We start from the raw sequence: 20,035 nt of genomic DNA, 5'->3' as shown, positions 1-20,035 counted from the left end.
GGATTACGCTGACTTCCGGAAGTGATCATTGCGTGGCGACGCGAAGGCAACATCATCCACATACTTTTTTTTGTAAAACGCGGCGGTCAATGCACCGAGCATCAACCAGAAAACGCCATTGGCCAGCGCTGTGGCGAGCACAAATGGCTGCGTCAGGTGCGACAGCACATCGCCTGTGGTGGTCGACAGGTGGGGCGCGCCAACCAGATAAGGTAGGACCAGGAAGAGTGCTCCGGCCAGCTTCAACGGCAGCGGCCCGAACCGCAGCAATGCCAGGCCGGCGGCAACCGATGCGACGGTCAAGACCCACCAGAATTGTCGTGCAGCGAGTGGTGCGGCGTCGGCTCCGGGCAGCTCCGGTGGCAAGCCGATCGACGGCGCAACATAGAACACCACATAACCCGCCAAGCCCCAGGCGAGTCCGGCTCGCCAATTGGTCTTGCTACCGCGCAGATACAAAACCGAACCGAGCAACAGCGCAAAACCTACGGCCAGACTGACGTTGGCCAGCGTGGTGTAAAACAGGCGCTCGAAGCCATCGGCAGGCTGCCATTGGGTGCTTTCTGCATGCGTTTCAGCGTTGCCGTCATTGGCAGCGGCCTCGTGCTGATGACCATGGCTGTGTTCGGCGGTGATCAGTGTGGAATCGACAATTGTTGAGTGTGCATGGGGTTGGGCGAGCGCGTCAGCCTGCGAGTGGCTGTGGGTGAAGGTGTGCCCGTCAGCTTGCGTATGGGTGTGAAGCTGAGTCTGGGTATGGGTATGCGCCTGGCTGGCTGCCTGCTCCAGCACTTCCGCCTGATGAATCAACGGGACAACCTGCCACTGCTGCACCGCGGTCAGGCATACGCCCGCAGTCAAGCCAGCCAGTGCCGCTGCCGAAATAATCTGTTTGATCGCGTGCCAGTTACCCGCTGGCCCGGCAGATTTCAATGACACGGGAAACCGGCGGAATGGCGGCCGTCATGTGCGGCGTTGTGCAAGGCTGGCGTTTCTGCAAAAGCAGCACCGTACAACAGCACCAGTCCTAGCCCGGCGGCAACGACAACAGGAATCGCTTTGCTGATCAGGCTGGCTGGGCGGGATTGAGTACCGGCTGGGACGTGTACATCGACAATACTGGTCATGACATTCTCCAAAAAAACGCGACAGGTTATCGCTGGCCGCAACAAGCAGCAAACGACGCAATGACAGCGTGGACAATCGACGAATAACCTGGAGAGAGATGACTAGTACGCAGCAGGTACATCCATCTGAATCGCCCTCCGCGATACAAACTTCACTTACATTTCAGGCTGGTTTCCGGGCTGACACGTTGACAGGTCCGAGGACCTGTCGCACTCCCTGCGCCTTCCCATGCTAAGCACAGTGGCATCGAGCAGATAGTGGTACGTGATTACCGTTGCGGGGGCAGCGTCGGCATGGCTTCTCTGTTCAGAATGCGCACCGACTTCCCATTTAATTCCACAAAACGACAATTTGTGAGAAACCTGAAATACTGCAGAGTGGGAGTATAGGTGCCAATGTCCCTTATTGCAACCGAGCCGCACGCCGCCTCAGCCCGCTTGCAAATCACTGCTGCACTCCAAAATCACTACCCTGCCAAAGGCAATTTGATGCGGCGTCGCGGCAGCTTTGCGCGCAATGTCGTGCAGCGATAATGCCGGCGACCATGCGAGCAGCAACCGGATCGTGCCTGCATGGCAAACGATGATCGCTTCGTCGTCACCGCGCTGCAGCAAGTCATGCAAAAATCCGGTGACACGCTGCGCGACCTGAAAAACGCTCTCTCCGTCTCCGGGCCGATAATCGACCAGATTGTCTGCCCAAGCATCAATCTCTGCGCGTGGTATGTCATCCCAACGCTGCATCTCCCATCGCCCGAAATGCATTTCGACAAGACGGGCGTCCAGATGGACGGCATCACTGCCGCACAGTTGCGCGAGCGGCTCGGCCAGCAACGAGCAACGCTGCAAAACACTGCTGAAAATCGGCACGCACGGTGGCACCAGCGCATAAACGCTGGCAAGGATACGGTTGACCTCGTCAGCCGCAACGCTCAGATCGGTCGCGCCGTAGCACAAGCCTGAGGCGATATCTGGTTGGGGATGCCGGATCAAATAAATTCGCATGGAGAGCGTGTCAGCGTGTCAGCGCGACAGCGCCAGCAGCGCCAGATAAAAAACCGTTTCACTGACCTGTTGTACTGCGCCGAGGCAATCGCCGGTATAGCCGCCTAGATGCTTTTGAAACTTTCGCGCCAGCCACGCTATGCTGATCAGCATGGCAATCATGGCGATCACTGCGGTCTGTACCGTCATTGCGTCGCAGATAAAAACCAGAATCAGCAACAGTAAAACCGGCGCGCTGGCAACAACAAAACTGGCTAGCGACATCGGTTGCGCAGCCAGACTTGCCTTGCCTTCCGGCGCGGCATAGTTCATCCGCCAGATCAGGATGGTTGCTGCCAGGCGCGATAGCGGATGGGCCAGCAATAGTGCCAAAACGGCCATCGGCGCAGGCAGGCTGGCCAGTGCGACGATCTTGACGGCCAGTAGCAAACCGATACCGATCGCCCCAAACGCGCCAATGCGCGGATCGCGCATAATCTCAATGATTTTTACCGGCGTGTGACCGCCGCCAAACCCGTCGCACACATCGGCGAAGCCGTCTTCGTGCAACGCGCCCGTCAGCCAGATGCCCGCACTCGTCGACAGCAAAACCGCCAGCGGCAGTGGCAGGACACGTGCGGTCAACAACAATACGGCAGCAGTTACACCACCGACGATGATGCCGATCAACGGGAAATAGCGGGCCGACGCACGCACCCAATCCGGCTCGTAACCCACCCACTTCGGAATCGGCAGTCGCGTAAAAAATTGCACTGCAGTGAAAAAAATACGCAGCTGAAGCATCATCAGCCGATACGTCCGTGGTCGTGTCATGCGCCAGCGCCAGGCAGCGACGCGTTTGTGCGGTTATGCGGAGGCATCGCTACGCTGACTAACGGCGGCGCTGTCGAAGCTGGCCATGTCGCACAAAAAATTCACGGCGCTATGCAACAACGGCAGGACGAGCGCGCAACCGCTGCCCTCGCCGAGGCGCAGGCCAAGGTGCAACAGTGGCTTGGCGTCCAGAAAAGCCAGCATTCGCGCATGGCCGTTCTCATCGGAGCAATGAGAAAAAATACAGTAATCCAAAATTGCCGGCTCAAGGCGCGAGGCCACCAGCAAGGCACTCGTGACGATAAAGCCATCGATCAGCAAGACCATGCGCAGTTCGGCCGCACGCCGCATCGCACCGACCATCATCGCGATTTCGAAGCCACCAAATGTCGCCAAAACATCAACGGGAGAGGCCGTGTTTTTGTGCAATGCGACGGCACGCTCGATGACTTCCTGCTTGTGGCGTACACCCTCTGCGGACAGCCCTGTACCCGCCCCCACGCAATCGGCCACCGGAACTCCGGTCATCTTATGCATGATCGCTGCCGCCGAGGTGGTATTGCCAATGCCCATCTCACCGAAGCCGACCACATTGCCTGTCAGCCCGTCTACCAGTGCCGCTCCCGCCTGCATCGCCGCTGCGCATTCCTTGTCATCCATGGCTGGCATGCGCGCAAAGTTGCGCGTTGCAAAGCCGATTTTCCGGTCAAGCAAGCCGGACCCATCGGCAAACACATGATTGATACCTGCATCAATAATTTGCAAGTCGCACTGATGCTGGCGCGCGAAGACATTAATTGCCGCACCACCTGCCAGAAAATTATTCACCATCTGCCAAGTAACGCTTTGCGGGTAAGCCGAGATATTTTCAGCCACGATGCCATGGTCAGCTGCGAAAATGAGAATAGCCGGACTGATAATTTTTGGATAAATTGTTTGCTGTACCAAACCGATCTGTTTCGCGATCGTCTCAAGCAGACCTAAACTGCCAAGCGGTTTAGTTTTATGGGAAATTGCTTCATTAAGAGAAAATTCTATGACTTTGTCGGTGGTTGCTTCGATAGATTTGACTGACATGTAATTGGCTAATGTGAATGAATTTAACTGCGTGCGAGAAGCACATGAAACGGGATTTTATTCTACCGCTAGATATTGCGACCTGCATTGAATAACGCTCCGGCCCGCACTCAGCAAATTTTTCGACCAGAATTCACTGCGGCCATCACCCGACGCGAACCAGAAATGAATGCGCCTGATAAGACGCCAGCTAGACATTGCGCGAGCCTGCGCGACTCTGCGTAAAAATCACGCCCCGACCAGCACGTCAATAATCGGGCAATCGGCTCCACTGTCGCCCGCATCGCATTGCTGCACTAATCCGCCCAAAACCTGTCGCATGGCGACAAGCTCAGCCATCTTCTGGTCTATCAATTCCAGCTTGTGAGCGGCCAACGCTCGTGTCTCCGTACAAGCGCACACCTCGTCCAATGTCAGCAGAGTGCCGACTTCGGCCAATGTAAAACCCAGTGCTTGCGCGCGTTTGATGAAGCGCACGCGCTTGGCCTGCTCCGCTGAGTATCGCCGATGGCCGCCCGGTGGTTTGGCTGGTTCATCCAGCAGGCCGCGCCGCTGGTAATAGCGGATTGTCTCGATGTGCACCTTCGCGGCCTCCGCCAGCTTGCCGATAGTGAGTTCAGCCATCATGAGATTTTCCTTTACTCCGTACTTAAGTACGGAATATAGACTAAAAGCTGGGCAAACAAATTTAAGGGAAATAGGCATGAGACAACTCACTGAAAAAGACTCGCTGATTGCTGGCGGTCTGGCCGCTGTTGGCGCATCGATGTGCTGTGTTGGGCCGCTCGTCCTGTTCACCCTTGGGATTGGCGGCGCATGGGTCGGCAGCTTGACGGCAATGGAGCCGTACCGGCCCATCTTCATCGGCCTGGCGCTGCTGTTTCTCGGCCTGGCCTTCCGTAGACTCTACTTAATGCCACAGGTCTGCACCATTGGCACACCCTGCGCCGATCCGCGCACGATCCAGCGGCAACGACTCATGTTCTGGATTAGCACTGTGCTGCTGCTCGGTCTGCTGGCCGTGCCGTGGCTAGCCCCGCTGTTTTATTGAAAGGAAATGACATGCGAAAGTTACTAGTTGCAGCCCTCGCCGCCTTGCCTCTGGCAACGCTGGCCGCCACTCCGAAAACGGTCACGCTGGCGGTACAAAATATGACCTGCGGGCTGTGCCCGATCACGGTAATAAAATCACTGGAAAAGGTGTCCGGAGTGAGCGCCGCCAGGGTCGATTTTGACAAAAAAACGGCCACTGTCATCTATGACTCCGATAAGTCCCAGCCGGAGGCACTGACCAATGCCACAAGGAACGCGGGCTATCCGTCCGTCGTGCAGAAATGAGGCCGCATTGAGCGCCGGCATTCTTGAATCCGTGTTGACTTGCCCGCACTGTAATTTTGTCGAGCAAGAGACTATGCCCACGGACGCCTGCCAGTTCTACTACGAGTGTTCGCGTTGCAAGACAATGCTGCGCCCGAAGCCCGGTGACTGCTGCGTGTTCTGCTCGTTCGGCTCGGTGCCGTGTCCGCCGATCCAACAGCAGCGCGGGTGCTGCGGATAGTAAATCGGCCGTTGGCAGCAATGCCATTCAGTTGGGCCCAAAACGGCATTGATCAGTAAAAGTGCGGTCGCGCAATCACGCGAATGGCTCTTTCACGCCTCGGCACAGGCATGGCACGCGCAGAACAAAGGGCGGACCTCTTCCACGGATTACGCTGGCTAGCGATGGAAGACATCGTGTTACGTGCGGCCGATAGCGTGGCCTATTGCAGCTGGCGCCGGCAAATCGAAACGAGTTATCAGGAAGAGGAGCAATCGATGGTGGGCATCGTGATGCTATTGAAATGATCGCACTAGATTTTTTAATTCGCGCTACTGTCTGCACCTCTGCGAGTTCACGAATGAAAGTAATCCATGACCGAAAAATTGCAACTGTACACATCGCCTTCCGCGTTTCCCAATCCCCAGCGACTGCGTTTATTCATCCATGAAAAAGGAATCGCCGACCAGTTTAACGAAATCATTTATGACATGGCACCCGGCGGCGAGCAACGCAAGTGGCCGCATCTGAAGATGAATCCATGGGGCGAAACACCGACCTTGGTATTGGCCGACGGCGCGTATTTGTCAGAGACGGCAGGTGTGGTTCGCTACCTCGATCAGCAGTATCCAGGTCGCAAGATCATGGGTGAGTCTGCTCTGGAGCAGGGCCAGGACACGATGTGGGAAAACCGCATCTGGACGCACATTCTGTATCGCATCGTGACGATGTTCCATGTGATGCATCAGGGGCTCGGACCGAAAATTGAATTAACCAGCAACCCGCAATGGGGCGAACATTGTCGCAAGGAAGCGCTATCGCATGCCGCGTTGGTCGACCGCCATTTATCGGATGGCCGCGAATGGATGCTTGGTGGCGCAGCCCCGACCTTTGCCGATATCACGTTATGCACCGCAATTGCGTTTTCAAAGTTCCCGGCCAATGCAACACCGCTCGATGAACGATTCGAATATCTGGATAAGCTATGGCGTCGCTGGCAGACCAGGGCAAGTTTCAAGGCCGCGTATGCAGATGGTGGCAGTGGTCTGGCGGAATTGGACTACTTGAAGAAGTAAGCGTTTCACTGAGCAACTGCGGGATCATTAGTGTTGCAGTAGCTGACGGTCACGCACGTTTGACGATGTCTGACCAGATGGCATGATTCTGTCGTGTTAACTTTAAAAATTCGGAATATTGGTAAGTGGAGACAGCACTTTCCAACTGGGCGGACTTACCGAGACGTAAAACTGTTTCGCAAAAGTCATCTGAATACGGTGAGCGAGGATCATTTGACCTTTACGGATCATGTGCATCAGTTCGATCCCGGCCAGTGTATTTTGGGAGGACCGGACGGATTTGACGTTGCGCATGGGTTTAGTCACGCGCATGGTGACGCGACGATCCTGCTCCACGATATTGTTGAAATTCTTGAGTTGGCGAGGGTGTGCGGGATTTTGTGTAAGCGGGATTCGTTTAAGTCAGTGAAATCCGTTCTTCAAACTGGATAGTGAAGCGGTTGAGTGCTCCTTTCCAGTCCCTCAGCGGCATTGTCCATTTCTTGCTGATGTTGTTGAGCGCCAGGTAAAACAGCTTGCTGACGGCCTCATCGGTTGGAAACGAACTGCGGGTCTTGGTAACCTTGCGCAGGCTCATGTTAATGGATTCGATGGCGTTGGTGGTGTAAATGACTTTTCTGATTTCAGTTGGGTAGTCGAAGAACGGCGTGACGCGTGCCCAATTGCGCCGCCAGGACAGCCCGATCGACGGATAATCCTTGTCCCATTTGACCTCGAATTGTGTGAGCATGAGTTCGGCTTCGTCGACCGTCGCCGCACTGTAGATGCACTTCAGATCGGCGGCCACTTCCCGCTGCACTTTCCATGTCACGAAGTTCAGGCTGTTGCGCACCATGTGGACGATGCATAGCTGGACAGCCGCCTTGGGAAAGACCGCCTCGATCGGATCGGGAAAGCCTTTCAGCCCGTCCACGCAGGCGATAAAGATATCCTGCACGCCACGATTTTTCAGCTCCGTGACGACTTGCAGCCAGAACTTCGCCCCCTCGGTCTGGGCGATCCACAAGCCCAACACCTCCTTGTGGCCTTCCATGTTCACGCCGATGGCCAGGAAGACGGCCTTGTTACGTACGGCGCCGCTGTCGCGTACTTTGACGTGGATGCAGTCGAGATACAGGATCGGATAGAGCGCGTCGAGCGGTCGGGCCTGCCAGAGCTTCACATCCTCGCTCACCGCGTCGGTGACGCTCGAAATCAGGCTCGGCGATACCTCGGCACCATAGATCTCCTCCAGGTGACTCTGGATCTCCCTGACCGTCAAGCCACGGGCATACAGCGAGATGATCTTGTCGTCGAAGCCGGTCCAGCGGGTCTGATGCTTGCCGACGATTTGCGGCTCGAATGCCCTTTGACGGTCACGGGGAATGTCCAGCGGCAGGGCACCGAAGTCGCCTTTTAGCCTCTTGGCGCTGCGGCCGTTGCGGGTGTTAGCCGTGTCGTTGGTGACGTCACCGCTCTTGCCGTGGCCCGGGTGCTCGGTCATCTCGACTTACAGGGCACGCTCGACCAGCATCTTGGTGAGCTGCTTGAGCAAGCCATTTTCGCCAATCAGATCTTCAGGTTTCTTGTAGTTCGCAAGCAGGCTGTCCGCCAGCTTGACCAGTTCGGGATCGGGCTTGGCCCGCTCGGTGCGTTTTACGTAGGTCATTTTTTCCTCTTTGGTGGCAGTGTCCTGCCAAATGACCGTTTACACAAAACTTAAGACACCCTCGAGCTGACGAACGATGACCTGAATACCCCGTCCGACATAAATCTCTTCAATCACAGGCTTGTTGGAACCGCTTTTGTCCACCGTAACTTTTTCAGGATCGCCGTTCTCCCGCATCGCCTTGTCGAAAAACCTTTTCCAGCAAGGACCGAAACTTGATCGCCTACCGGTTGATTGTGGCGTAGTCGACAAAGACGCCACGCTCTTCCATCATTTCCTCTCTGTGTCGGCAACTCAGCGAATACGCCGCGTGTTACCGGATACACATCAAGATCAATTCTTTCGGAAACCTCACCCATTCGAAATCGAGCATTGCACACCGCGCGACTATTTGTTCACCAATAGATTGGACAAAGAATGTCCTCGTCCAAAATTAATGAGACAGACCCGGAATGATGCCTTGGGCGAGCACTAGCCTGTAAGAACCAAAACATTACCCACAGTATTTTAGGCAATAGTTTGTTCTTTACGCTTCGCTGGAATGTGCAGAAATGGGTGTTTTTGATCGTCACCGTAGTGCCGAGGTCGGCAGGAGGAGACTAGGTATCAACGAAAAATGAACGTATCCAGTGAGATTCGAGCCATGTTGAACTCGACTCAAGAGAATACAAAGAGATTGATTTATTGCAGGAAAACTGGAGGCGGGGGTCGGGTTCGAACCGGCGTAAACGGCTTTGCAGGCCGCTGCATAACCACTTTGCTACCCCGCCGCGGTGGACATTGTAACTGCCTAATCGACTGCATGCATCTATCGAATCGGCTTTTCAGAAAATCGTATAAACCGATCCTCTGATAAAAAAAAGGAAGCTGAAACAGCTTCCCTTTTAATCTGGAGCGGGAGAAGAGGCTCGAACTCTCGACCTCAACCTTGGCAAGGTTGCGCTCTACCAACTGAGCTACTCCCGCATGAAACTTGTTGCTGATTCCGGCTGATGCATGCCCCTGCTTTGCATCTAACCGGATTCGTCTTTAAATAAAATGGAAGCTTGTTACAGCTTCCATTTTTAATCTGGAGCGGGAGAAGAGGCTCGAACTCTCGACCTCAACCTTGGCAAGGTTGCGCTCTACCAACTGAGCTACTCCCGCGTTCACAACAGAGGCGTATTATAGAGGCCCGCTTTTTTTTGTCAAGCCAGCAGCGGCGTGGCGGAGCAAAAAATCAAGCCATCGGTCCCGAATTCTCTTTCATCAGCGGCCATGCTTTTTTCAGGTAATAAAACATCGACCACACGGTCAGGATCGCCGCGACGCCGAGCAACCATTGGCCCCAGATGCGGGTGTCGATGAACCCGAGCAAGGTGTCGTAATACAGCAGCATTGGAATCGCCACCATCTGCGCCGTGGTCTTGATTTTTCCGATCGAACTGACCGCTACGGATTTGGAGGCACCGAGTTGGGCCATCCATTCTCGCAAGGCTGAAATCGTTATCTCGCGACCAATGATGATGAAAGCCACCACCGCATTGACGCGATCCAATTGCACGAGGATCAGCAGTGCACCTGCAACCATCAACTTGTCGGCCACCGGGTCAAGGAACGCGCCAAAAGCGGAGGTCTGATTCCAGCGACGCGCGAGAAAACCATCCAGCCAGTCGGTGAGCGCAGCGACCACAAAAATGCAAGTCGATGCCAGGCCTTTGTCAAACGACGATATCCAGGATCCAGGCAAATAGAACACCCCGACCATCAAGGGAATGAGGGCAACACGCAACCACGTGAGCAGGATAGGAAAGTTCAGTGGCATGGGTCGAATTCTTGAAAGTCAGGCTGTGTTTGATAAGACGTTGCGCCAGGTGCCCGGTATCGGGAAGTCCACGTAACGCAACGTGCCCGTAATCTAATGCAATTGCCGGTAAATGTCTTCCGCCAATTGGCGGGAAATCCCCTCGACCGATGTCAGCTCTTCCACGCTGGCATTGGTCACTTCACGTAAGCTACCAAAGCGCGCCAGCAGTTTTTGTCGTCGCTTGGCACCAATACCTTCTATCTCTTCGAGGCGCGACGCCTGCCGTGTCTTGGCGCGTCGCGCCCGCATGCCGGTGATCGCAAAGCGATGCGCCTCATCACGAATCTGGGCGATCAGCATCAGCGCGGCTGATTCTTTGCCCAATTCCCTGGCCTCGCGACCATCGACGAACACCAGCGTTTCCAGTCCCACGCGGCGCCCTTCTCCCTTGGCGACGCCAACAATAAGGCTGATGTCCAGCCCGAGTTCGGCAAACACCTGGCGCGCGACTTCCACTTGCCCTTTGCCGCCGTCAATCAAGACGATGTCCGGCATCACGCCATCGCCGTTGGCGACTTTCTCATAGCGACGTGTCAGCACCTGACGCATCGCGGCGTAGTCATCGCCCGGCGTGATGTCGTTGATGTTGTAGCGCCGGTATTCACCGTTCTGCATCGCATGGTGATGAAACACCACACACGACGCCTGGGTCGCTTCACCTTGCGTGTGACTGATGTCGAAACACTCGACGCGCAAGGTTTCGATATCAGCACTATCGAGCGCCAGCACTTCGACCAGCGCGCGGGTGCGCGACTGTTGCGAGCCTTGCTCCGAGAGCAAGCGCGCGAGCGAAATCTCGGCGCCCTTGCAAGCCATTTCCAGCCATTGCCGCCGCTGCGCTTGCGGCTGGAACAGCAAGTTGATCCGGTGTCCGCACTGCTCCATCAGCGCCAGCATCAATTCCGGCTGATCAAATTCCAAATTCAGGATCAGTGTCGACGGGATGAATTTTTCCAGATAATGCTGTGCCAGAAAAGCCTTCAGTACTTCGACATCGATAGCATCCTCGGCCGTGGCCAGGGCATTATCGACGTGGGTCGGAAAATAAGCGCGATCGCCGAGATGACGGCCACCACGCACCATCGCCAGGTTCACGCAGGCACGACCGCCCTGTACGATGACGGCGATGATGTCGATGTCGGCGTCGCTGCCCGTTTCCATGGTTTGCTGGTGCAGTACGCGCGACAATGCGCTGATCTGATTGCGAACGCCCGCCGCTTGTTCGAACTTCAGCTCGCCGGCATACGCATGCATTTTCCCTTCCAGCGTTTGCATTACTTCGCTTTGCCGCCCGCGCAAGAATTTCGCGGCGTTCTCGACATCGAGGTTGTAATCTTCCTGGCGGATTTCGGCAACACACGGCGCACTGCAGCGGTGGATCTGATGCAGCAGGCAGGGCCGCGTGCGGTTGGCGTACACACTGTCTTCGCAAGTCCGGAGCAGGAATACTTTTTGCAGGATCTGCATCGATTCCTTGACCGCCCATGCGCTCGGAAACGGTCCGAAGAACTGGCTACGCTTGTCGACCGAGCCGCGGTAATACGCCATACGCGGAAACGCCTGGCCCGTAATTTTCAGATACGGGTAGGACTTGTCGTCGCGAAACAGAATATTGAAACGCGGCTGCAATGCCTTGATCAGGTTATTTTCCAGGATCAATGCTTCGGCTTCGCTGCGGGTCACGGTGGTCTCAAGCCGGGCGATACGCTCGACCATCATCGCAATACGCGAACTGCTGAGGGTTTTCTGGAAATAACTGGAGACGCGTTTTTTGAGGTCTCGTGCCTTGCCGACATACAGCACGTTATTGTCAGCATCGAAATAGCGATACACACCGGGCAGATGCGGCAACTTGGCCACCGTGTCGAGCACGATAGCGCGCGGATCTGTTGGCGTGACAGCGGTCATCGGGGATGGTTTCTCAGACATGCATCAGACAGGCATCAAGCGGGCAATCGTATGCAAGGCCGATCGATAACGTGGGTCGGTTTGCAGTGCCTGCCACGATATCGCTGCCCCCGCCGGTAGCAGAGCCGCAACGCGCGCAGCGCTGGCCAGCGACATCAAGGCAGGATCAAGCCCGCCGAGTAGCTGGTCGGCCATGTCGGGCCGATTGCAAATAAGGACCATATCGCAACCGGCCTGCAGCGCAGCCGTCGCCCCGGCGACCACGTCACCGGCAATGCTGGCCCCTTCCATGCTGAGGTCATCGCTAAAAATAACACCTTCGAATCCCATCTCGTCACGCAGCAACGACAGCCATTTTTTTGAAAAACCTGCCGGTGCAGCATCGAATTGCGGATAGATGACATGTGCCGGCATCACACCCGACAAGCTCAGTCCAAGCCAGCGGTATGGCATCGCATCGTCTGTGACGACAGCGTCGACGGCACGCTCGTCGACCGGAATGGCGACATGCGAATCGGCCTTGACGAACCCGTGACCGGGAAAATGTTTGCCGCAATTGGCCATGCCTGCCAGCAGCAAGCCATGGTTCAGGCTTTTTGCCAGTTGCGTGACGACTGCCGGATCACGATGGAACGCCCGGTCCCCGATGACGCCCGATTCGCCATGATCAAGATCGAGCACTGGCGTGAACGACAGGTCGACGCCGCAGGCACGCAACTCGGCGGCCAGTACGAAGCCGACATCGGTGGCCGCGCGGCAAGCCGCTTGTGCATCGAGGTCCCACAGTTGGCCGAGACGCCGCATCGCAGGGAGTGCCGTAAAGCCGTCCGTGCGGAAGCGCTGGACCCGCCCGCCTTCGTGGTCGACCGCAATCAGCACGCCCGGCTTAGCGGCGTGGATCGCAGTAGTGAGCGCAACCAGCTGCGCACGGTCTTGCCAATTGCGCGCAAACAGGATGACGCCTCCGGTCAAAGCGTGGCGGATACGGGCGATGTCATCGGCATCCAGCACCGTGCCCGCCACGTCGAGCATGACAGGGCCGGCGGCTTGATTATTGTTGCTGACTGGGTGATTCATTTTTTCTCCACAATGACGAAGGCGACCGCGTAATCGGTTTCGTCGGTAATCGATACCTGAGCGGTCAATTCGTGCTGCTCCATAAAAAGGGCCAATGGGCCGCTGGTCACGACAACGGGTTTGCCGCTGCCGTCGTTCAAGGTCTGCATCGCCCGCCAGGTCATTGGCATCCGCATCCCCAGGCCAAGGGCTTTGGAAAAAGCCTCCTTCGCTGCAAAACGTGTCGCCAGAAAACTCAGGCCACGCAGTTCGGATCTGGCAGCGCGCTGGTGGTATTTTGCCAGCTCTTCGATGCCCAGAATTTTCCCGGCAAAGCGCGGACCGCTGCGCTTGAGCGCTGCGGCAATGCGGTCTATGCGGATGATGTCGGTACCGATGCCATAGATCATGGTTGTGCTTGCCTGCCAGCTTGCGTGAGTACAGCCTTCATTTCACCGACTGCTAATTGCCATCCGACCACGATCGCCCTGACCAGCAAAGCCTGGCCAACCTGAATCTGGACGACGTCCCCGAGCACAGCGAGCCGGCCGGCATTGGTCAGATCGATACCGTGCGCAATCTGTACCTGCATGCCGAGGCGGGTTGCCACTGCAGCGCATGCCACTAGTCGCGCGAACTCGCCGTCGACGTTGGCAATTTCTGCTGTACCCAATTTACTTGCGTCCAATTCTATCGCGCATGCGCCTGCCGCATGGGCCGCCTGCACCTGTTCAATACTGCTGTCGATTGCCAACGCCAGCTCGATCCCGTGCGCCTGTAATTGCTGCGCAATGGCTGCGCTAACGTCAACGATCGCCAAGCAAATACGATGCGGTCGCACACTGATTGCCTCTGCGAGCGATGCACCGCCAGCAGGGAGATGAAGATGCAGCCGGATCATTAGCGCCGATGCAATCGCGGTGAGCAGGCCCGGTGCAATCTCGCCTGCCACCAGGCTGATCGCGTCGGCGCCAGCGGATTGCGCGGCGGTGGCTGCCTGGACCAGATCGGGCCCGGGTCGATCCGTGCGAAATCGCACCAGAGGCATCAGATCAACGCAAAACTCAGAACCGGTGGAATGGGGATTGAGATAGCTCATCGGTAGCGGGCAATCCTAAAGCTGGGTCAGATCGATCAGGATCTGCCGTGTGTTGAGGGGGACGCCTCCGAGCTGGTGTGCCAGCAGGAAGCGCATCAGGAATTTGCTCTGGCTTTGGGTTGTGTTGCCGGCATAATCTTCGCGCTCCATATCCAGCAGGGTCTGGCCGGAAACGCGCGGCCAGACATCCGACGGTCGGGCAAGACGGACTCCTCGCTCCGGGTCCACCACATAACTGCTGGTCGGGACCACGGGCTCGCGCGTACCCGAACACAGGCTCAGGTCGGCTGCAACACCGATTTGCTTCATCAGGCTAAGTTCGAATTTACGCAAGACGATCGGAGCTGCTTCGCCGTGCGCCAGTTGATTCAACGCAGATACGTAGTGATCGAACAAACCCGGATGCGGGTCATCGCGTGCAATCAATTTGACCAATAATTCGTTGAGGTAGAAGCCGCATAGCAGAGCGGATTTTTCAAGTGGAAGCAGACCGCCTACCCACTCCGCTGCAGTCAGCGTGCGGATCTCGGACTTGCCGATCCAGCTCAACGAGAGCGGCTGAAAAGTTTGCAACACGCCCCGCAGCGCCGAGTGGGGTCGCTTGGCCCCCTTCGCCACCAGTGCGATACGGCCGTGCTCACGGGTGAACACATCAATGATCAGACTGGTTTCCTTGTGCGGGTAACTATGCAGCACGAAGCCGGGCTGGCCAGCGATGCGTACGGGCTTTTCCAGCGAGGCGGCTCTGCGCGGCCGCACTGGCGGCTTGGGCAGCGCTAGCGGCGCGACAGCTTGATCGGCCACGCGACTCACGGGGCCGGCTTACTCGTAACCGTAAGCGCGCAGACCGGCTTCGTTGTCCGCCCAACCCGACTTGACCTTGACCCAGATTTCGAGATAAACCGGGCCACCAAACAGTCGCGCCATGTCCAGCCGCGACTGGGTCGAGATCTCTTTCAGGCGCGCACCTTTTTGACCGATCAGCATCGATTTGTGCGTGGAGCGCTCAACCAGGATCGCCGCAAAGACCCGCCGCAAATCGCCTTCCTGCTCGAATTTTTCGATCAGGACAGTGCTGGTGTACGGCAATTCATCACCGACGAAACGAAATACTTTTTCACGGATGATCTCTGCGGCGAGAAATTTCTCGCTGCGATCGGTGATGTCGTCGGGACCGAACTCCGGCGGATTTTCGGGCAGGAAACGTCGTGTTTCTTTTTGCAGGCCATCGAGCTGAAAGCCCAGTGTGGCCGACACCGGCACCACAGCTGCAAAGTCGTGCTTGGCGGCGATTTGCTGCGCGAACGGCAACAGCACTGCCTTGTCTTTGACCCGATCCGACTTGTTGATTACCAGGATGCATGGGACCGTGTCAGGGATCAGATCAAGTACTTGTTGATCAGCCGGCCCGAACGTCCCGGCTTCGATCAGGAACAAGATCACGTCAGCAGAGGTGAGCGTGTTAGCGACTGTCTTGTTCAAGGTCTTATTGAGCGCATTGGCATGCTTGGTCTGGAAGCCGGGCGTATCGACATAAATGAACTGCGTGTCTTCCACAGTCTGAATGCCGGTAATACGATGCCGCGTGGTTTGCGCCTTGCGCGATGTGATGCTCACTTTGGCGCCGATCAAGGCATTCATCAACGTCGACTTGCCGACGTTGGGACGGCCGACGATGGCGATGTAGCCACAGCGGAAATTCGGATTTAATACGGATTCAGTCATGCGATTTTCGATTTCGTAACAGAGATGGAGGTGGTTGTTTCAGAAGTCGTTATCGACTCCTGCACAACAACGGTCGACGCAGGCAAGGCAGGCTTGACCACCTTGCTCGTCATTTTTTTTGTTTCGGCTTGACTAGCCGACAACGCAGGATCCGGCATCACCGATTCCGCTGCATGATCGCCCTGGATGGTTGCGATGCCGGTCAACTTCAATTGCGACGCTCGTGGCTTGCTCTTGCGAACACTTGCCGTCCCTTTAGACAAGGTTGACTGCAAGGCATCAAGTGCACATTGCGCGGCAGCTTGCTCGCCCGCCCGGCGACTGCCTCCCGTACCGAAGACCTGAATATCGAGCTTGGGTACGAGACACTCTATTTCGAATTCCTGGTTGTGCGCGGCACCATGGGTGGCGACTACGTTGTACTGCGGCAGTGCGATCTTTTTACCCTGCAAATATTCCTGCAACAAAGTTTTGGCATCTTTACCCAATGTCTTTGGGTCGACCGTGTCGAGAATCGGAATGTAGAGCGCACGAATCACATCACGCGCTGCATTGAACCCGGCATCGAGAAAAATGGCACCGAACAGCGCCTCGAGCGTATCGGCCAGGATGGACGGCCGCCGGAACCCGCCTGACTTCAGTTCGCCTTCGCCGAGATGCAAAAACTGAGAAATCTCCAGCCGCTGCGCTATTTCATACAACGCTTGTTGCTTGACCAGATTGGCACGCAATCGGGAAAGATCGCCCTCGTCGACCTTGCTGTAACGTTCGTACAGCAGCGACGCGATGACACAGTTCAGTATCGAGTCACCCAAAAATTCCAGGCGTTCATTGTGGGCAATGCTGTGACTGCGATGCGTGAGCGCCTGCTGCAACAAGGCAGCATCTTTAAACCAGTAAGCGAGTCGATCTTCCAGAAGCATACAATCCATTTCAGTGCGTACCACACCGGTTTATGCGGCCGGTTTCTTTGCGACGTCTTTCGCAGTCGTCGCCGAATAATCAATTAACAGCCAGGTCGGCCCGATCAGCGGGATCTTTTTTTGGTAGGCGACATTGACGTCGAGTTGATCACCATCTTTGACGACATCGAGATCCTTGCCAGAAATCGAATCGATATAGCCGGCGCTCGCCTGGCGGTCAAACGAGGCACGAATTTCAATTGGACTTGACCCGCCGGCCTTGGCAGCAACAATTGCTTTTTTGATCGACATGAACTCGACGACTGTCGGCACTACTTTCAATCCCAATACGCCCACGACGCCAGCCAGTGCGAGGATCACAATCAACCCAACCAGCGTCATGCCTTGCTGCGGACTTGATGACTTTCTCTGCATGCTCTGCTCCTGTCGTCTGTGGGGATCGGCTAATGGATGCTACCGATGCGCTTCAGGTTACCAAAATTCATCCAGACGTAGAATGCTTTTCCGACGATGTTCTTATCCGGCACAAATCCCCAATAACGGCTGTCAGCGCTGTTGTCGCGATTATCACCCATCATGAAGTAATGTCCAGACGGCACGGTGCATGCAAACCCTTCGGAGTTATAAGTGCACGCCTCGCGCATCGGGTAGTTATCGATATTGCTTAGCTCATTGGGCGCTTGCGGGTTGTTCAATATTTTGTGGTCACCTATACCGAACTTTTCGACATATTGTTTTGAATACGTCAGGCGTTCTTCATCTAGATAATCCGGCAGTGGTTCATAAGTAACCGGCGTGCCGTTAATCATCAATTGCTTGTTCTTGTAGACGACACGGTCACCGGGCGTGCCGACGACCCGCTTGATGTAGTCAAGGGACATGTCTTTCGGGTACTTGAAGACCATGACATCACCACGTTGCGGATCGTTGATCTCGATGATTTTCTTGTTGATGAGAGGCAACCGGATGCCATACGCGAATTTATTTACCAGAATCAGATCACCCACCAGCAGCGTCGGCACCATCGACGGCGACGGTATCTTGAACGGTTCGTACAAAAAAGACCGTAAAACGAAAACCAGTGCAATGACAGGGAAAAAGCTTCCCGAATACTCCACCCACATCGGCTGTCGCAGTAGACCGGCTTCGAGCGCACGGCGGCCTGATGTTTCGAGCTTGATACCCTCTGCTTGCAGCTTTGAGTTACGAGCATCAAACTCGCGCAATGCCGCATCGGCCTTGACGCGGCGCTGCCTGGCCAGATAGAACACATCCAGAAACCAGACCACACCGGAAATCACGGTGAGAATAAAAAGTATTAATGCGAAATTACCAAAGATCACCTGGAGATTCATTTGTCGTCCACTTGTAGAATTGCCAGAAATGCCTCTTGCGGTATCTCAACCGAGCCGACCTGCTTCATGCGTTTCTTACCGGCCTTTTGCTTTTCAAGCAGTTTGCGTTTGCGGCTAATATCGCCGCCGTAGCACTTGGCGAGCACATTTTTCCGCAATGCTTTCACGTTCTCACGCGAAATAATATTTGCACCGATCGCTGCCTGGATCGCGACATCAAACATCTGACGTGGAATCAGTTCACGCATTTTTGCGGCTACCGCACGGCCGCGGTAATTGCTGTTGCTGCGGTGGACAATGATTGCCAGCGCATCAACTTTCTCGCTATTGATGAGCATGTCAACCTTGACCACATCGGCGGACCGGTACTCCTTGAACTCGTAATCCATCGACGCGTAACCGCGCGATGTTGACTTGAGCTTGTCGAAAAAGTCGAGCACGATCTCGGCCATCGGCATTTCATAGGTCAGCTTGACTTGTTTGCCATGGTAATTCATATCGATCTGCATGCCGCGCTTGCCGGTACACAGCGTGATCACCGCGCCGACGTACTCTTGTGGCATGTACAGGTTGACTGTCACGATGGGCTCGCGCACTTCTTCGATACGTGACGGATCCGGCATTTTTGACGGGTTGTCGACCATCAGCAGGGTGCCGTCGCGCAGCACCACTTCATAGATCACGGTCGGCGCGGTGGTGATCAGGTCCATGTCAAACTCGCGCTCAAGCCGCTCCTGGACAATTTCCATGTGTAGCAAGCCGAGAAAGCCGCAGCGAAAACCGAAGCCAAGCGCTTGCGAGACTTCCGGCTCGTACTGGAGCGCGGCATCATTCAACTTCAATTTCTCTAGCGAATCGCGCAGCGCATCATACTGATTTGCCTCCACCGGAAACAAACCGGCAAAGACCTGCGGCTGCACTTCCTTGAAGCCAGGCAGCGGTTCGGCAGCTGGTCGACCGGCCAGCGTGATGGTGTCACCGACTTTCGCAGCTTTGAGTTCCTTAATTCCCGCAATGATGAAACCCACCTGCCCCGCGGAGATGGTTTCCCGCGTCACCGACTTTGGCGTGAACACGCCAACGCTTTCCGTCAGATGTACCGACCCGTTCGCCATCAGCAAAATCTTATCTTTTGCGCGCAAGGTGCCATTGAACACCCGCACCAGCATCACGACACCAACATAATTGTCGAACCATGAATCGACCAGCAAGGCCTGCAACGGTGCTTCAGGATCCCCCTTCGGCGGCGGCACCTTGACGATCAAGGACTCCAGCACATCCTGGACTCCAAGACCACTTTTAGCCGAGCAATGCACGGCTTCCGAGGCATCAATTCCGATGACTTCCTCGATCTCTGCAATGGCGTTTTCAGGATCGGCTGACGGCAAATCGATCTTGTTGAGCACTGGAACGACTTCAACACCAAGGTCAAGCGCGGTATAGCAGTTGGCAACGGTCTGTGCCTCAACGCCTTGCGACGCATCAACTACAAGCAAAGCACCCTCGCACGCTGACAAGGAACGGCTAACTTCGTAGCTGAAATCGACGTGACCCGGCGTATCAATCAGGTTCAGGTTATACACCTGGCCATCACGCGCCTTGTACGATAGCGCCGCAGTTTGCGCTTTGATGGTAATGCCGCGCTCGCGCTCGATATCCATGGAATCGAGCACTTGTGCTTCCATTTCACGGTCAGACAAGCCACCACACAATTGAATAATGCGGTCGGCAAGCGTGGACTTGCCGTGGTCGATATGGGCGATGATAGAGAAATTGCGAATGTTGTTCATGGACGAAAGCGCGATTACAAAAAAGGCGCTCCGGACGAGGATGTGTTCCT

The 20,035-nt window shown here is 55.8% G+C and carries 23 protein-coding genes, 3 tRNA genes, 1 pseudogene and 1 riboswitch; of the genes and pseudogenes, 5 read left to right on the top strand and 22 right to left on the bottom strand.

The annotated features are described in order from the left end of the window. Window positions 1-3 precede the first annotated feature (3 nt). The 6 genes from RHM62_RS08780 to merR all read right to left on the bottom strand — a co-directional run bounded on the left by RHM62_RS08780 (window position 4) and on the right by merR (window position 4,649). The gene (locus RHM62_RS08780) at window positions 4-939 is read right to left on the bottom strand and encodes a CbtA family protein (RefSeq protein ID WP_322125111.1); all 936 of its coding nucleotides are present in this window, start codon (window positions 937-939) and stop codon (window positions 4-6) included. After that, window positions 930-1,127, bottom strand: coding sequence for a CbtB domain-containing protein (locus RHM62_RS08775; RefSeq protein WP_322125110.1), 198 nt, complete (start codon window positions 1,125-1,127; stop codon window positions 930-932). Before RHM62_RS08775 ends, RHM62_RS08780 begins: the two co-directional genes overlap by 10 nt. Before the next feature lie 148 nt (window positions 1,128-1,275). Continuing rightward, window positions 1,276-1,509: riboswitch (cobalamin riboswitch) on the bottom strand. A 47-nt stretch (window positions 1,510-1,556) separates the two neighbouring features. Next, on the bottom strand, window positions 1,557-2,132 hold the full coding sequence (locus tag RHM62_RS08770) for a histidine phosphatase family protein (protein ID WP_322125109.1): 576 nt from the start codon (window positions 2,130-2,132) through the stop codon (window positions 1,557-1,559). Window positions 2,133-2,150: 18 nt separating this feature from the next. After that, window positions 2,151-2,945, bottom strand: a complete 795-nt coding sequence (cobS, locus tag RHM62_RS08765) for an adenosylcobinamide-GDP ribazoletransferase (RefSeq protein WP_322125108.1) — start codon at window positions 2,943-2,945, stop codon at window positions 2,151-2,153. Window positions 2,946-2,978: 33 nt separating this feature from the next. Continuing rightward, window positions 2,979-4,022, bottom strand: coding sequence for a nicotinate-nucleotide--dimethylbenzimidazole phosphoribosyltransferase (gene cobT, locus RHM62_RS08760; protein ID WP_322125107.1), 1,044 nt, complete (start codon window positions 4,020-4,022; stop codon window positions 2,979-2,981). Window positions 4,023-4,250: 228 nt separating this feature from the next. Beyond that, the gene (merR, locus tag RHM62_RS08755) at window positions 4,251-4,649 is read right to left on the bottom strand and encodes an Hg(II)-responsive transcriptional regulator (RefSeq protein WP_322125106.1); all 399 of its coding nucleotides are present in this window, start codon (window positions 4,647-4,649) and stop codon (window positions 4,251-4,253) included. Between the two features lie 70 nt (window positions 4,650-4,719). Here merR and RHM62_RS08750 point away from each other — a divergent pair, with 70 nt between their 5' ends. The 5 genes from RHM62_RS08750 to RHM62_RS08730 all read left to right on the top strand — a co-directional run bounded on the left by RHM62_RS08750 (window position 4,720) and on the right by RHM62_RS08730 (window position 6,635). Next, entirely contained in the window at window positions 4,720-5,073 is a 354-nt protein-coding gene (locus RHM62_RS08750; RefSeq protein ID WP_322125367.1) for a mercuric transporter MerT family protein, read from the top strand. A gap of 11 nt (window positions 5,074-5,084) precedes the next feature. After that, window positions 5,085-5,360, top strand: coding sequence for a mercury resistance system periplasmic binding protein MerP (gene merP / locus RHM62_RS08745; protein ID WP_322125366.1), 276 nt, complete (start codon window positions 5,085-5,087; stop codon window positions 5,358-5,360). Window positions 5,361-5,367: 7 nt separating this feature from the next. Then, on the top strand, window positions 5,368-5,580 hold the full coding sequence (locus tag RHM62_RS08740) for a GDCCVxC domain-containing (seleno)protein (protein ID WP_322125105.1): 213 nt from the start codon (window positions 5,368-5,370) through the stop codon (window positions 5,578-5,580). 110 nt (window positions 5,581-5,690) lie between these two features. Then, window positions 5,691-5,867 (top strand): hypothetical protein, encoded by a 177-nt coding sequence (locus RHM62_RS08735; RefSeq protein ID WP_322125104.1) that lies wholly within the window; start codon window positions 5,691-5,693, stop codon window positions 5,865-5,867. Window positions 5,868-5,933: 66 nt separating this feature from the next. Then, window positions 5,934-6,635 (top strand): glutathione S-transferase family protein, encoded by a 702-nt coding sequence (locus RHM62_RS08730; protein WP_322125103.1) that lies wholly within the window; start codon window positions 5,934-5,936, stop codon window positions 6,633-6,635. 102 nt (window positions 6,636-6,737) lie between these two features. Here RHM62_RS08730 and RHM62_RS08725 read toward each other — a convergent pair whose 3' ends face one another. The 16 genes and pseudogenes from RHM62_RS08725 to lepA form a co-directional block, all read right to left on the bottom strand. Further along, window positions 6,738-7,028: a DDE-type integrase/transposase/recombinase gene (locus RHM62_RS08725; protein ID WP_322125365.1), complete on the bottom strand. Its 291-nt coding sequence runs from the start codon at window positions 7,026-7,028 to the stop codon at window positions 6,738-6,740. Window positions 7,029-7,032: 4 nt separating this feature from the next. Continuing rightward, window positions 7,033-8,283 (bottom strand): annotated as a pseudogene (locus RHM62_RS08720) (IS256 family transposase). Between the two features lie 696 nt (window positions 8,284-8,979). Further along, window positions 8,980-9,053 (bottom strand) — tRNA-Cys (locus RHM62_RS08710). A gap of 120 nt (window positions 9,054-9,173) precedes the next feature. Then, a tRNA-Gly gene (locus tag RHM62_RS08705) sits at window positions 9,174-9,249 on the bottom strand. 104 nt (window positions 9,250-9,353) lie between these two features. Further along, a tRNA-Gly gene (locus RHM62_RS08700) sits at window positions 9,354-9,429 on the bottom strand. Between the two features lie 73 nt (window positions 9,430-9,502). Beyond that, complete coding sequence (gene pgsA, locus RHM62_RS08695) at window positions 9,503-10,087, bottom strand: CDP-diacylglycerol--glycerol-3-phosphate 3-phosphatidyltransferase (protein WP_322125102.1); 585 nt, start codon at window positions 10,085-10,087, stop codon at window positions 9,503-9,505. Window positions 10,088-10,180: 93 nt separating this feature from the next. Then, the gene (gene uvrC, locus RHM62_RS08690; RefSeq protein WP_322125364.1) at window positions 10,181-12,037 is read right to left on the bottom strand and encodes an excinuclease ABC subunit UvrC; all 1,857 of its coding nucleotides are present in this window, start codon (window positions 12,035-12,037) and stop codon (window positions 10,181-10,183) included. A gap of 24 nt (window positions 12,038-12,061) precedes the next feature. Further along, window positions 12,062-13,114 carry a beta-N-acetylhexosaminidase gene (gene nagZ / locus RHM62_RS08685; protein ID WP_322125101.1) on the bottom strand — a complete coding sequence of 351 codons (1,053 nt, stop codon included), beginning with the start codon at window positions 13,112-13,114 and terminating at the stop codon, window positions 12,062-12,064. Continuing rightward, complete coding sequence (acpS, locus tag RHM62_RS08680) at window positions 13,111-13,503, bottom strand: holo-ACP synthase (protein WP_322125100.1); 393 nt, start codon at window positions 13,501-13,503, stop codon at window positions 13,111-13,113. Before acpS ends, nagZ begins: the two co-directional genes overlap by 4 nt. After that, entirely contained in the window at window positions 13,500-14,192 is a 693-nt protein-coding gene (locus RHM62_RS08675) for a pyridoxine 5'-phosphate synthase (RefSeq protein WP_322125099.1), read from the bottom strand. Before RHM62_RS08675 ends, acpS begins: the two co-directional genes overlap by 4 nt. Before the next feature lie 15 nt (window positions 14,193-14,207). Beyond that, complete coding sequence (gene recO / locus RHM62_RS08670; protein WP_416172301.1) at window positions 14,208-14,996, bottom strand: DNA repair protein RecO; 789 nt, start codon at window positions 14,994-14,996, stop codon at window positions 14,208-14,210. A gap of 18 nt (window positions 14,997-15,014) precedes the next feature. Further along, window positions 15,015-15,917: a GTPase Era gene (gene era, locus RHM62_RS08665; protein ID WP_322125098.1), complete on the bottom strand. Its 903-nt coding sequence runs from the start codon at window positions 15,915-15,917 to the stop codon at window positions 15,015-15,017. Further along, complete coding sequence (gene rnc / locus RHM62_RS08660; protein ID WP_322125362.1) at window positions 15,914-16,849, bottom strand: ribonuclease III; 936 nt, start codon at window positions 16,847-16,849, stop codon at window positions 15,914-15,916. The genes era and rnc overlap by 4 nt, the downstream gene beginning before the upstream one ends. A gap of 21 nt (window positions 16,850-16,870) precedes the next feature. Next, entirely contained in the window at window positions 16,871-17,221 is a 351-nt protein-coding gene (locus tag RHM62_RS08655) for a DUF4845 domain-containing protein (RefSeq protein ID WP_322125097.1), read from the bottom strand. Between the two features lie 62 nt (window positions 17,222-17,283). Next, window positions 17,284-18,195, bottom strand: a complete 912-nt coding sequence (lepB, locus tag RHM62_RS08650) for a signal peptidase I (RefSeq protein ID WP_322125096.1) — start codon at window positions 18,193-18,195, stop codon at window positions 17,284-17,286. Beyond that, the gene (gene lepA / locus RHM62_RS08645; protein WP_322125095.1) at window positions 18,192-19,985 is read right to left on the bottom strand and encodes a translation elongation factor 4; all 1,794 of its coding nucleotides are present in this window, start codon (window positions 19,983-19,985) and stop codon (window positions 18,192-18,194) included. The genes lepB and lepA overlap by 4 nt, the downstream gene beginning before the upstream one ends. Window positions 19,986-20,035 lie beyond the last annotated feature (50 nt).

This window comes from Actimicrobium sp. CCC2.4 (assembly GCF_034347385.1).
Taxonomy (GTDB): domain Bacteria; phylum Pseudomonadota; class Gammaproteobacteria; order Burkholderiales; family Burkholderiaceae_D; genus Actimicrobium.
This window is presented reverse-complemented; position numbering and strand designations above follow the sequence as displayed.

Coding starts and splice junctions, on each gene's coding strand:
- acpS (WP_322125100.1), bottom strand. CDS start 13,503: ATGATCTATGGCATCGGTACCGACATCATCCGCATAGACCGCATTGCC.
- era (WP_322125098.1), bottom strand. CDS start 15,917: ATGACTGAATCCGTATTAAATCCGAATTTCCGCTGTGGCTACATCGCC.
- RHM62_RS08770 (WP_322125109.1), bottom strand. CDS start 2,132: ATGCGAATTTATTTGATCCGGCATCCCCAACCAGATATCGCCTCAGGC.
- pgsA (WP_322125102.1), bottom strand. CDS start 10,087: ATGCCACTGAACTTTCCTATCCTGCTCACGTGGTTGCGTGTTGCCCTC.
- RHM62_RS08730 (WP_322125103.1), top strand. CDS start 5,934: ATGACCGAAAAATTGCAACTGTACACATCGCCTTCCGCGTTTCCCAAT.
- rnc (WP_322125362.1), bottom strand. CDS start 16,849: ATGGATTGTATGCTTCTGGAAGATCGACTCGCTTACTGGTTTAAAGAT.
- uvrC (WP_322125364.1), bottom strand. CDS start 12,037: ATGACCGCTGTCACGCCAACAGATCCGCGCGCTATCGTGCTCGACACG.
- RHM62_RS08735 (WP_322125104.1), top strand. CDS start 5,691: ATGGCACGCGCAGAACAAAGGGCGGACCTCTTCCACGGATTACGCTGG.
- merP (WP_322125366.1), top strand. CDS start 5,085: ATGCGAAAGTTACTAGTTGCAGCCCTCGCCGCCTTGCCTCTGGCAACG.
- RHM62_RS08655 (WP_322125097.1), bottom strand. CDS start 17,221: ATGACGCTGGTTGGGTTGATTGTGATCCTCGCACTGGCTGGCGTCGTG.
- RHM62_RS08675 (WP_322125099.1), bottom strand. CDS start 14,192: ATGAGCTATCTCAATCCCCATTCCACCGGTTCTGAGTTTTGCGTTGAT.
- lepA (WP_322125095.1), bottom strand. CDS start 19,985: ATGAACAACATTCGCAATTTCTCTATCATCGCCCATATCGACCACGGC.
- cobT (WP_322125107.1), bottom strand. CDS start 4,022: ATGTCAGTCAAATCTATCGAAGCAACCACCGACAAAGTCATAGAATTT.
- cobS (WP_322125108.1), bottom strand. CDS start 2,945: ATGACACGACCACGGACGTATCGGCTGATGATGCTTCAGCTGCGTATT.
- RHM62_RS08775 (WP_322125110.1), bottom strand. CDS start 1,127: ATGACCAGTATTGTCGATGTACACGTCCCAGCCGGTACTCAATCCCGC.
- lepB (WP_322125096.1), bottom strand. CDS start 18,195: ATGAATCTCCAGGTGATCTTTGGTAATTTCGCATTAATACTTTTTATT.
- nagZ (WP_322125101.1), bottom strand. CDS start 13,114: ATGAATCACCCAGTCAGCAACAATAATCAAGCCGCCGGCCCTGTCATG.
- merR (WP_322125106.1), bottom strand. CDS start 4,649: ATGATGGCTGAACTCACTATCGGCAAGCTGGCGGAGGCCGCGAAGGTG.